The sequence below is a fragment of the Aeriscardovia aeriphila genome (assembly GCF_002259595.1).
GTDB lineage: Bacteria > Actinomycetota > Actinomycetes > Actinomycetales > Bifidobacteriaceae > Aeriscardovia > Aeriscardovia aeriphila.
The window spans coordinates 877,283-889,746 of record NZ_MWWU01000002.1 but is presented as its reverse complement, the minus strand read 5'-3'; the positions used below and the strand labels follow the sequence as shown (position 1 = coordinate 889,746).

The 12,464-nt window shown below is 48.7% G+C and carries 8 protein-coding genes; 3 read left to right on the top strand and 5 right to left on the bottom strand.

Features of this window, described 5'->3' with window-relative positions:
• Positions 1 to 34: 34 nt before the first annotated feature.
• Together AEAE_RS04740 and AEAE_RS04735 are read left to right on the top strand one after the other, a co-directional pair.
• A complete protein-coding gene (locus AEAE_RS04740) occupies positions 35 to 1,573 on the top strand; it encodes an O-antigen polymerase (RefSeq protein WP_094689956.1) in 1,539 nt (512 codons plus the stop codon).
• A complete protein-coding gene (locus AEAE_RS04735; RefSeq protein ID WP_094689955.1) occupies positions 1,570 to 2,988 on the top strand; it encodes a lipopolysaccharide biosynthesis protein in 1,419 nt (472 codons plus the stop codon). Before AEAE_RS04740 ends, AEAE_RS04735 begins: the two co-directional genes overlap by 4 nt.
• 82 nt (positions 2,989 to 3,070) lie before the next feature.
• Here AEAE_RS04735 and AEAE_RS04730 read toward each other — a convergent pair whose 3' ends face one another.
• From AEAE_RS04730 to AEAE_RS04720, 3 genes are all read right to left on the bottom strand, one after another.
• Complete coding sequence (locus tag AEAE_RS04730; RefSeq protein ID WP_158520515.1) at positions 3,071 to 4,873, bottom strand: DUF4012 domain-containing protein; 1,803 nt, start codon at positions 4,871 to 4,873, stop codon at positions 3,071 to 3,073.
• A gap of 230 nt (positions 4,874 to 5,103) precedes the next feature.
• Positions 5,104 to 5,730 (bottom strand): ribonuclease H family protein, encoded by a 627-nt coding sequence (locus AEAE_RS04725; RefSeq protein ID WP_158520513.1) that lies wholly within the window; start codon positions 5,728 to 5,730, stop codon positions 5,104 to 5,106.
• Positions 5,731 to 5,740: 10 nt separating this feature from the next.
• Positions 5,741 to 7,396, bottom strand: a complete 1,656-nt coding sequence (locus AEAE_RS04720; RefSeq protein WP_094689952.1) for a BCCT family transporter — start codon at positions 7,394 to 7,396, stop codon at positions 5,741 to 5,743.
• Positions 7,397 to 7,893: 497 nt separating this feature from the next.
• Here AEAE_RS04720 and AEAE_RS04715 point away from each other — a divergent pair, with 497 nt between their 5' ends.
• The gene (locus AEAE_RS04715; protein WP_094689951.1) at positions 7,894 to 9,246 is read left to right on the top strand and encodes an MFS transporter; all 1,353 of its coding nucleotides are present in this window, start codon (positions 7,894 to 7,896) and stop codon (positions 9,244 to 9,246) included.
• A gap of 188 nt (positions 9,247 to 9,434) precedes the next feature.
• On the opposite strand, the gene pgm is transcribed toward AEAE_RS04715, so the two are convergent.
• Entirely contained in the window at positions 9,435 to 11,111 is a 1,677-nt protein-coding gene (gene pgm / locus AEAE_RS04710) for a phosphoglucomutase (alpha-D-glucose-1,6-bisphosphate-dependent) (protein WP_094689950.1), read from the bottom strand.
• Between the two features lie 170 nt (positions 11,112 to 11,281).
• Positions 11,282 to 12,451 carry a diacylglycerol/lipid kinase family protein gene (locus tag AEAE_RS04705; RefSeq protein WP_094689949.1) on the bottom strand — a complete coding sequence of 390 codons (1,170 nt, stop codon included), beginning with the start codon at positions 12,449 to 12,451 and terminating at the stop codon, positions 11,282 to 11,284.
• Positions 12,452 to 12,464 lie beyond the last annotated feature (13 nt).

Genomic DNA, 12,464 nt, shown 5'->3' with positions numbered 1-12,464 from the left:
TTCTTAACGAAGCTCTCAGAAAGAGAGGAAAAGGATGAGCACTGTTTTCTTGCTTCTGATTCTTCTTGGTTTAGTGGTATGTGCGTACCGCTTCCTCGGACATGACATAGTTAATCCCACCGTGCTTCTGGGGCTACCTCTCGCCGTAGCGGTATTCTTAGGCTTAATATGCTATCAGCAATGGAAATTTGAGCTTCACTGGAAAACTGTTCTCCTCATTTCTGGCGCAGTTTTCTCGTTTTTCGTTGGTAATTTGATCGTCTATTACCTTTACGGTCGATATCTCAATGCTTCTCAGAAACAAGACTCTGCAGGTGTAGTGAGTCAAAGACTCGTAGTCCAGAAGTGGCATCGGTTTGTACACCATCTCTCGCAACAGGGGGGTAAGCAAAAATTCCAGATAATTACCTATCTGCTACTTCTAGTTTTTCAAATAGCTACTTATTCCCTTACATTACAGCATATTTTCCATGTGGTTAGCTCATATCACGGCGAAATCATGGTGGATCGAACCAATGCGTTAGGAGTATACGATCAGCTGACGAAATTCTCAAACATAGATACAAGTCTGCCAGCTATGCTTAACATTGGCATGCTCTTCTGCGAAACTATGGGTTTCCCTCTCATCTATCTTTTTGCAAAACGACTTACTGAAGTAAACGGTAATTCTCGATTAAAGCTGTTGCTAACTCCTATCTCTCTCTTAATTATTGCTAATGTTGTCTTATCAGCAGGAGGACCACTCCTGACAGGAGGCAAGGCAGGAACAATCTGGTTCATACTCGGATCGCTGGTGATTATTTACATGACTCTGGCAAATGCCAGTGGGCAACGTGAGAAATCCTTAACATGGAAGAGCATGCTGCTTATTGTTGCAGTTTTAAGTGCCCTTGTTGTGTTGACTCTCATTCTCGTTATTGTTGTTGGGCGGAATATAACCGGGTATAACGGTCCACTCGGGTACCTTCTTATTTACCTAGCTGGAGGAATAAAAAATCTTGATATCTTTGTGTCAAACCAGCATATGAGTAGCGGTTATTTCGGTATTCAGACGTTTAAATCTATTTATCAGCGCTTGGGGGTTAGCATTCCGGATGTTGGTCTTGAAGAATACCATCACATAGGAAATACTTGGTTTGGAAATGTGTATACCGCATTTGCTGATCCTTACTTTGACTTCGGCATTTGTGGCACTTTCATTGCGATGATCCTATTGGGACTTCTTTTTGAGTATCTTTTCTTGCACACATACAACAATTTGAACGCTGATAGGCTGCTCATTATTCCAACAAATGCTCTGGATGTTGCAGGTGATTCTGCGCAAGAATATGGCCGCCAAACAAGAATGAAGTCATGGGGCCCTAGGGTGACGGCTTTCTCTATTCTCGTTTATGGATATTTAATCCGCGCGCTATTCTTTGCCTTCTTCAGTAATATCCTCTTCACTTCTATTTTCTCGTTTGGATTCTTTATTCGCTGTGTCATTTGGCTGTTTTTCGTGGAATTGTTCATCCCCTCAAGCGGAGACCCAGCATTGCAGCAGAATTGCGAAGGAATGAGGAATAAAGAGTGAATTACAAAGAGTTACTCCACAATTCGGCTGTTGCGTTCCTTGCGCAAGCAATTGGTATTGTCGTTAGCATTATTACCACGCTCATCTTACCCAAGCAGCTTGGTGTCACAGAATTCGGATACTGGCAGCTTTTCATCTTTTATGCCAGTTACGCTGGTTTTTTCCATTTAGGATTGTCAGATGGAATCTATCTGATTGAAGGAGGAAAATCGCGGAATGTGATTAACAAATCTCGTTTGCATGGACAGTTCGTTCTGCTCATTGCTTATGAGATTTTCTTTTCTCTAATTATTTGTGCTTTTGCACTTCTGCTTCCTATAGAAAAAGAAAGAGCGTATGTTCTTCTTCTCTTTGCGTATTACATCATCGTCAATAATGGTTGTCTGTTCTTGGGCTTCATCTTTCAGGCAATGAATGAGACGAGGCTGTATTCGTATTCCGTCATGGTGGATCGAATGCTATTTCTCATACCCATGGCGGTGTTGCTATTCTTACATGACTCTTCATTTGAGCACTATGTCATTTTCTACTGTCTTTCAAAGACTATTTCCTTGGCTTATTGCATATGGAATGCTCGTGATTTCATGGGCATGAAGATGGAAGCTGTTTCTTCTGTTCTTAACGATGCACGTCATTACATCGTTGTCGGTATTAAAGTTCTCATTGCGAATACGGCGAGCATGCTGATTGTTGGTATCTTGCGCTTTAGTATCGATAATCATTGGGGAATTCAAAGTTTTAGCAGGATCTCCTTTGCACTATCACTCATTAATTTTGTCCTTTTCTTCATGCAACAAGTGAGTATGGTGCTCTTCCCTGCATTGCGGCAGGCTCAAGAAAAAGAAATTATGAAGGTATATCAGGCAACGCATCTTGTGTTGGATGCGCTCGCGCCTTACGTTTACTTACTCTATTATCCAGCAGTGTTAATCTTGTCGCTATGGTTGCCAAGCTACCAAGAAAGCCTACTTTACTTTGGTATTTTTCTTCCCATTTGCATATTTGATGCCAAAATGGAGATAGGATGTGCCACCCTCTTTAAAGTGAAAAGGAAAGAGAACATATGGTTGAGCATTAACCTTGCTACCGTTGCTGTCAGTGGAGTCTTTGTTGTGATAGGAACATACTTGCTGAACTCTACGGTATTTGCATCTCTTGGAGTTGTGCTTGCAATAATTGGGAGATCTCTGTTTTCTGAGATTTATATTGCTCGATCTTTTACTCTCCCATTCCAATCTTCTACTGTTATTACCTTCGGTGTTTCAGTGATTTTTATCTTTGCTGTGCTTTTCGTACCGATGCAGCTGTCGGCCATTGGTTATCTTGTATTAGTATGCATATGGTCGATTTACCTATGGAGAACCAGAGGAAAAATTATATCGATGTTTCATTCATCAAATCAATCCGAGGTGTGAGTGAATGTATCGTTCTGAAGCCTCAGCATCTCTACAATTGATTATTGATTCCGTTGCACTTATTGCCGAGCTACATGATCTGTCAACGAGCCATAGGGCTTTGATCAACAGTTAATCCTGTAGTTGCCTTGGGTGAAGTAATGACTTGGAAGGTATATGTTGCTTGCTGGCCAGGAAGAATGTTGAACCTCGTGCGCAGAAGAGACTTGCCATTCCAAGTTTCCTGAACAAACTCGTTACCTTGGCTGGCGATAGTACCCCCTTGTGGGGCGTATGCGAGCAATAGTTCCTTGAGATGGCCAGCTTCACCGCCACTGATATAGATTGGCAAATTCCCCACCGTAGCTGGATCCAAGGTGTTCTGAATGGTTAAGGTAACGGTATAGGTGCGCTGACCAGTAACTCCATCTTGCTGTGGCCCGGCAGTCTGTTGGACTGACACATTGCGCTGCTCATAATAGTCCATCTTGGAAGCCATATTCGAGTTCACGTACAGACCAATTTGAGGCTTAGTTTCAGAACTTTGAGCGCGCGGCGTCAAGTTCATATCTTCAGCAATCTTTTGCAGTTGAGGGTCAGTAGAGTAGAAGGAGATGTGACGCTGCTTGGCAAAGTCAGGGATAACCTTAGCAATCTTGATAGCAGTCATTGGGTTGAGATTATCAACGATGTTATGCACTGCTTGCGCGGTGACGACGCCGAAAATGGTATCTTGTACTTTGTTGCTGGTGGATTCAAAATAGATTCCGTTTTGCAAGAATGCTGCTGCATTGTCTCCGGTAACTTGAATTCCAATTGGTGTACTCACATTTCCTGTCAGCTTGATAAGTTCCTGGACAAACACAGGGTCAACCATGAGAACGCCAAGTGGCTGATTGTTGACGCGATAGGCTGATGCTTGCCAAGCGTTCATAATGTGTTTAGCAACCTTGTCGTAATCGGGGTCAATTGTCACATCGCGAATATCCATGGAGTAGTAGTGTTCATCTCCATTGAAGATGCGCTCTGCTTCGGGAGAGTCCATAATTTTTCCTAGTGATTCAAACTCGGAATTTGAATGGAATTCACCCATCTGAATTTTGTTGTTGCCCACGGTCATGTTGCCAAGTGAACCGATAAGACCATTTGAAGAGTGAATTTCTGCAGTAGTTGCTGAAGCAAGAATGATCGTCTTCTCTTCTGGCGAGCTGAGCAACTTTGTGACGTACTGGAGAGAATCTAGGCTCTTCGATATTTGTCGTGACAGCGGAACAAGTTTGGTGACGAGCTTGACACGAGCTTGTTCGATTTTCCCAATGCGAGCATGAGGCAGTTTTTGGATGTCGGATGTCAAAGAATTGAGCTGCTTACTTCCCTGAGTTAGCTGGCTCTCTACAGCAAGAAGAGGTTGAAGGTTAATCTGCCCGTTTTCTTGCCATTTCTGATCGACAAGGGAGCTCAGAGGGTTCAAGAACTGAGGAAGAATGTCAGATACTGCATCATGTGCTGCTGAGGTGAGATGCTGAACTACCTTGACATCGTTACCCAAAACTGGGATGTGAGAGAGGAAAGTCCAATTACGGTTATGCATCACGGCCTGAGCATGAGCAGTTTCCGTTTTCATCTGCTCAAGGGTAGGATCTTTTGCTAAGGCCTTCAAAGTAACGAGATCCTGTGCCTTGACAGCAATCTTCGCCTTATCAGTGATCTTCTTTGCTTGTGTCATCACACTCTGCTCTTGCGCCATAACGTAACGGGCTTGACGGTAGGTGTGATACCCCCATACACCAAGAGCGATGAGGAGGAGCATCAAAACGGTAAGGGTGATCCAAGCGCCAGTGTGCTTCTTGCAGGGAAGCGTCTTCAAATGCTGACCTACTCTGCGCTCAGCGGCATGCTCTGACATAGTTCCTCCTCTTATTCCTCTCATTATGTTAGAGGATTCGCCTGTTCAACTTGCATCACGTAGTCAAGTAACGGACGTACATTTCAGCTACTTTCACAAAACGATGATGCGCGACCTTGACAACTTGGTCGGCGTTGGGATCTGTACTCGGGGATCGCAGCTTGAGTTGGCGAAGCGATCATATAACGATGGCTCCTAGCGCAGCTCATTCGCAATGCGACCTGTATCACTCAGCTGAAAAAGTGATACTGTTCAATCTGCTCAAGCACTTGTGGGTCAACATCAGCAGAATCGATGTAACCATCATGCAAAAGCTGAGCCCAGCCCTCTAATGGCATACGGCCTGTGTCTGTTGCACGATAGGCAGGCTGGTGTGTGTGGCCGTGCCCGGTTTGTTTCGTCTGTTCATCCAGCTGGGAGGAAAAACCATGGGCGAGTGTATCGCAAATCTCATTGCCCTTGTGCCCGGCGTGGCCTTTAACCCATTCAAAGCGCACTGAGCCACCCTGGCTTTTCTTATACTCGATCTCGTCATAAATGGCGCGAACGAGGGCAAGGTTATTCACAGGCTTCTTATCCGCTTTGCGCCAGCCTTTAGCAACCCAGCCTTTCACCCAGGTGGTGGAGCAATTGATGGCATACTGCGAATCAGAACGGATGACGAGGTTCATCACATTGCGGTGGAAGCGCAGCACATCGAGGACGGCAGAAAGCTCACCGATGTTGTTCGTTCCCATAATGGCTCCGCCATAGTTACGTTCATCAGTGAGCATATTCCACCATGCCCAGCCCATTGGCCCGGCGGGGTTCCTCAGTGCTGAACCGTCAGTGTAGACAATAACCTCGTTTTGTGGCATGAGCTCTATCCTACGCCTGCATTGAGTTGCTCTGAGCTTGCTGCGCGTCGCCCTGAACTCGCGATGAGTTGCCCTGAGCTTGCTGCGCGTCGCCCTCACCCTGTGCTGGGTCATCCTGAACTTGTGCTGGGTCATCCTCATAGGAGCGGAAAGGCTCACCTTTTGCAGGGTATGTTTCTGGTTTAATCTCTAAGCCCATCTGTGCTCCCTCGTAACGGAGCTCTTTGACCAAGGAAAAAGTCACCAGGCTCAGAATTACCGCGAAGGGAAGAGCAACAATAATCAGAGCGTTTTGAAGCGCATTCAAGCCTCCTGCAAACAAGAGAACTGCAGCAATGCTTGCCACAATAACGCCCCACACCATCATCACACGAGTGTGTGGCTGCAGTGTTCCATTTTCTGATTCCATTGCAAGAACATACGTTGCCGAATCAGCAGAAGTAACAAAGAAAAGCAACACGAGTGCAATAGCGATAATAGAGAGCAGCATACCACCCTTGTAGTGGGAGAAGGTGCCAAACAAGGCAGTCTCGATAGGCATGCGTGCGAGAGAGTGATCAGCTGCAACTGAATCGGTTGACATCACACCGAAAATAGTGAACCAAATGCAGGAGAACACAGTAGGAATGACCAACACATAGGTCAAGAATTCACGAACAGTGCGTCCCTTGGAAATGCGGGCAATAAATACTCCGACGAACGGGCTCCAGGAAATCCACCATGCCCAGTACAAAATAGTCCATTTGCGGATCCAGGCCTGCTCACTTGGTGCATAAGGTGCAGACTGGAAGCTCATCGAGATGAAGTTGTTCAGGTAGTCGCCTGTCGTGGAGATAAACATATTGAAGATGCGCACAGTAGGGCCGAGGAAGAGTGCCAATACCAGCAACACCAAGGAGAACACGATAGCTGTGTTGGAGAGTACTTTCACGCCCTTGTCAATTCCCGAGGCAGCATCAATGAGGAAAATGATTGTTGCGACAATGATAATCCCAAGCTGGATGAAACGAGTGACTGGAACACCAAAGAGGTAATGGAAGCCTCCGTTAATTTGAGCTGCACCAAAGCCTAAGGTCGTTGCAACGCCAATAACAGTGGCAACGATAGTCAGAGCATCAACAATCTTTCCTGAAATACCTTCCATTTTCTCGCCGAAAAGAGGCTTAAGAGTAGCGGAGAGAAGCGTGCGCTCCTTCTTACGGAATTGGAAATAAGCAAGCGCGAGTGCCACAATCGCGTAGACAGCCCACGCATGAATCCCATAGTGGAAGAAGGAATAGCGTAGAGCGTCGCGCAACGCTTGGCGTGAATAGAGTTTTGCTTCAGGAGCGGACACAGCGAAGTGGCTGAGAGGTTCGGCGGCACCATAGAACACCAGACCAATGCCCATTCCAGCAGCGAAAAGCATGGCAAGCCAGGAGAATGTGCTGTGTTCTGGTTTGGTTCCTGGGTCTCCCAACCTGATTTTTCCCAGAGGAGTGAGAATGAGGTAGAGGCAGACGAACACCATTGCGGTGATAATCACGAGGTAGAGCCAGCCAAAGTTGATGGCGATAAACTCTCGGGTTGCTGTGCTTGCTTTCTCAAAACTGCGAGGAAAAGCCAGAGCGACACCAATCAGAACAAGGGTAGTGGCTAGCGCAATCCAAAACACAGGAGTCACCATGTTTTTCAGGCGCTTATGCTTGCGGGGTGTAGGGTGTTGTTTTTCTTGTTTTTCTCGTTTGGTATTGTCTGCAACTATCACGGGTTGGGCAGCTCCTTTATTCATCGTCGGTATTTGTCGTTATTCGTATTACTCGTTCTCTGCGTTAACTAATAACGTGTTATTACAGTGCAGAAAAAGTGACACTGCATTTTTCTGATGTGAAGTGCGTTTGTACCTGTCACAAACGAAGCACATTCAAGGCACATGCACACTGCGGTAGCAGCCACGATGCGCATAAAATAACCAGTCGGAAGCAACAATAGCGCGCTTGCAAGCGCGATAAACATCATCCAACAGGCTCATAACTTAACTGTGTCATTATACTCATCCAGATACTCATCCAGATACTTATTATTGCGTATTGCGCGCTGAGAAATATTTGTAGTGTATTCTTTTCCCTAACATCGCCTCTTCAACGCCACCACAGTGGAGGGGCCAGGGAGGAGGGATACACAATGAAAAATACGCATACCCCCAAACCCTTGCTCGCACAACGCAACTACGTTTTCTGGTTCATCGGGGACACATCCGTCACTATCGGCAATTTTATCGGCGCTTTTGCTTTCACTCTGTTGGCGTACCCAATCTCTGGCTCGGTTGGTATTGCCGGTTTAGTTGGCGGCCTGTATTCCATCGCTCAAGCCATTACCATGATCCCCGGTGGCATGCTTTCCGATAAGGTGAACCGCCGCACTCTCATGTACTGCTGCTCGCTGGCTGGTTTCACTGTTCTTGCTGCTCTCATCGGCGTGTATGCGGCGGGGCTGATGACGATTCCGTTTCTCATGGTTTTTGCCGTCATTCGCGGCTTGGTGTCTGGCTTGCTGGGCAACATTACGAATGTCGTTCTTCCCCAGATTGTCAGTAAGAACCAGCTTGCTCAGGCGATGGGCTCCAACCAAAGCCGAGATGCCATTATCCAGATTCTCTCGACCCCTGTTACTGGTTTCCTCTACGGTTTAGCTCCTGAAATTCCCTTCCTCATTTCTGCGCTCCTCTTTGCACTGCTTTCTCTGACGACGAAGCCCATCACGGCAGACCTCAACCCAGGAAACGAGAAAAGTGACAATCCCATTCCTGTTGACAGCGGCGCCCAGGAAAGCAGAGGAAAAGATAGTTCGATCGAGCAGAGTGTGAGAACGAACAGTGTGGGGACGAGACGAGCAGGAAAGAAGCACAATTCGCTTTCTGAAATATTCTTGTGCTTCCTTCACGCCCGCGCTATGGCGATGGTCCTCCTCGTCTCCGCATTCGTCAATTTTGGAATTACACTCATTTTGACGGTGATAATCTTGGACCAACAGCAGCTGAAAACATCGCCTACGCTTATCGGTTTGCTCGACTCTGCATCAGGAATTGGCATGATCCTCGGCGCATTAGGCCTCGGCTGGGCAAGCAAGAACCTGACAGGAGCAAAGATCATGGTGATCGCCATCGCCTGGATTACCCTCTTCATGGTTCCTCTCGCTTTCACCACCACCATCAGTGCGCTCGCTATTCTGCTGTTTATTTCAACACTTCCCCTGATCAGTGTGAACTCCGTTCTTGGCGCATTCTCAGCCCTGCTCATCCCTAACCGTTTACGCGGCAGAATTGTCGCCACAGAAGGCCTTATCTTTGCTGGGGTCAGCTCTCTGGCAAACGTACTTGGCGGCTTTATGTTGCAATACTGGGGTTATCGCGTCACTTTGCTGGTAGGTAGCGGCTTTATGCTTGCTTCGCTGCTCGTGTGCCTGCTCTCCTCTGACATTCGTGCAATCCCGATGCAAAACGAGTTTGACAGCATTCAGCCTATCGAATTAGCCTGAAGCACCCGTTCGGAAAGGCTCTCAATTCGCACAAGATTATCAGTTCGCGAGAGATCAACACAGAAAAGAAAAAGCCGGGGAAACCCCGGCTTTTCTCTTACCAGCAACCTGCCTCACACGATGTTCAGTGAAGCAGAGCAGTGACAAGTTGAGTTGTACCTTGTGAGGTGCAACAAGGGTGAGAAGCATCAGGCTTGAGTTGCTTTGGCAACAACGTCTTGAGCATCCTCAATAGCCTGATCCAAGGCTTCTTCAGAAACGAAGGACTCAGCGTACACCTTGATGATGTTCTCCGTACCAGATGGGCGAGCAGCGAACCAGTTATCCTTGGTCGTTACCTTAATGCCGCCGATCTTGGCATTGTTGCCCGGAGCAGTGATCATCACGTTGGTAATCTCCTCGCCAGCCAAAGTCTTTGCAGTGACGAGCTGAGGATCGACAGCAGCCAAACGAGCCTTCGTCTGCAGGTCGGTAGGAGTGTCCACGCGCTTATACCAGCTCTCACCGAAACGCTTGACCTGCTCTTGATGCAGCTGAGCAGGGTTCTTACCAGTGACAGCAGTAATCTCGGCAGCAAGAAGGTCAGGAATGAGACCATCCTTATCGGTGGTCCACACGCGACCACCCTTACGAAGGAAGGTCATACCGGAGGATTCCTCACCGCCAAAGGCAACTTCACCAGTGAAGAGAGGATCCACGAACCACTTGAAGCCAACAGGAACCTCAACGAGCTTGGCGTTAATAGAGGCTGCCACGCGGTCAATCAAGGAGGAAGAAACCAACGTCTTACCGATACCAGTGTGAGCTGGCCAATTTGGACGGTGACCAGAGAAGAGGTACTCCACAACCACAGCGATGTAGTGGTTCGGGTTCATCACACCCCAGTCAGGGCACACAATGCCGTGACGGTCAGCATCTGGGTCTGCGCCACCCACCAGGTCGTACTTGGACCAAGCGCCCTGGTTCAAACGGTCAACCAAACCCTTCATGGCATACTGGGAGCTCGGGTCCATACGGATCTTGCCATCGTGATCGATGGTCATGAAGCCCCACTGCGGGTCAACAGTTGGATTGATCACTTCGAGGTTAATGCCATACTTTTCAGCGATTGCTGGCCAGTAGTTGACAGAAGCGCCGCCCAGAGGGTCAATACCCAGGCGCACTCCGGCGTTACGAATAGAGTCGAAGTCGATGACGTTTTCCAAGTCATCCACATAGTGCTGACGGAAGTCGAAACGCTCAATGAGCTCTGACTTAATAGCCTCTTCGAATGGAACGCGCTTAATCTGCTTGAAGTTGGGCAGCAATTCGTTAGCGCGCTTGGCAATAGCATTGGTCAGCTCGGAAGGAGCTGGGCCGCCAGTTGGTGGATCATACTTGAAACCACCATTGCTTGGTGGGTTGTGCGATGGGGTGACCACAATGCCGTCAGCAAGGTCCTCACCTTCGAAGCGCTGAGAACCATCCTCAGCACGGTTGTGAGTCAAAATAGCCTGGGAGACGACTGGGGTAGGGGTGTAGTCATCGCGAGAGTCGATGCGAACACGCACGCCGTTGGCGACGAGAACCTCGATAGCGGACTTCCACGCTGGCAGGGAGAGAGCATGAGTGTCGCGACCCAAATACAGAGGGCCGGTCACACCCGACTTCTTTCTCTCTTCAGCAATAGCCTGAGTGATCGAAACGATGTGGGCTTCGTTGAAGGAGCCGTTCAGGCTGGTGCCGCGGTGGCCAGAGGTACCGAAGGAGACGCGCTCCGCCGGGTTCTCTGGGTTAGGGATGAGGTCGTAATACTTGGAAAGAACCTCGTCCACGTTGATGAGATCAGCTGGGGTAGCGGGCATTCCCGCGTTCTTTGCAACCATGATTCTTATTCTTCCACACCCGCTGGTCAGCTTTCGTTTGCCCAACGCTATCGCTTGGGATTACGTATAAGAGGGAAGAGGAGGGACGAGAAAAGTGCAAACGTTGGCAAACATCGGCAAACGTCGGCAGGCCTTCAGGGATGGGCACTGTTCTCTTGCGGGAACGCGGGTTACTGCTCGCTCTTGGACACGCTCAGAGAAGTGCTCGTAGACACACCAAACTGCGCAGGCTTGCGCGGCACGCGAACGATGAGCGATCGATGATGCACCTCAATGCTCACATGCTTCGTCTGCGACAAAAGGTCACCATCGACCTCCGCATACGCCGAATGGTTCAGCCAGATTTCCGCATGTGTTCCCTGCATATGGTCCATAGTCGAACCCACCGAACCCAGCCTCTTGCCTGAACGGCCCCAAATCGTCTGGTAGAAAAGGTCTTGAGCAAGGTTTGCCCAGCCGATAATCCCACCGTCGGTGTCGAGCAGCTCAAAGTCGAGCAAACCGTCAGAATAATCGGCCTCTGGCATCAAGCTCACCATCGGGATAGCACCGCAGTTTCCGACCAGGAAAGTGCGGAATTGCACGTCACGGAAGGTGTGAATATCGCCATCGCGGTCGGTAATAGCAATAGTGCCAATCTGTTTGCGGTCAAAAAGGTGTTTCATACCAGCGACGCCATACGCGAGCCAGCCCATCCTTCCCTTCAAACGCGGGTCAGTCGCAGCCATCATGGTGGCGTCAAAGCCAATGCCAGAAATCAGCAGGAAGCCATGCCCACGCCTGTCTTTGGCGCGGTGAGAATCTGGAAGGCTCATGCAACCCATGTCGACGCGACGAGAGCCATGGGACAGCGCAACCCTCAAAGCATCGTCGAGCTTGAGTGGAATACCGAGGTTCCTCGCAAAAAGATTAGCAGTACCAATAGGGATGACAGCGAGGGGATGGTTCGTGCCTTCGACACCGGCTGCAACGGTTCGCACCGTTCCATCACCGCCCACGGCAACAATCACCTGCGCACCCCGAGCAATAGCCTCCTGAGCGCACGCCTCACCATCTTTGTCGAGCTGAGTTTCGATGATGAGAGGCTCAGGAACGCCTTGAGCGCGGCAAAACGCGAGAATATGCTCCGTAATTTGCTGAGCACCCGGCTTGGAGGGGTTCACAATGAAAGCATATTCAGCAGGATCGTTGCGCCTCGAGTTGATAGCCGAGATCTCTTCCTGACGATGGCGCATATGGGCAATTGCGCGCAAAATAAGGCGCCACACAATAATGACTGCCGCGATGAGCGCGATGATAGCCAGCCATTCCAGCCCAGAAATGCCATCGAAGAAATTCATATAAACAAGTATG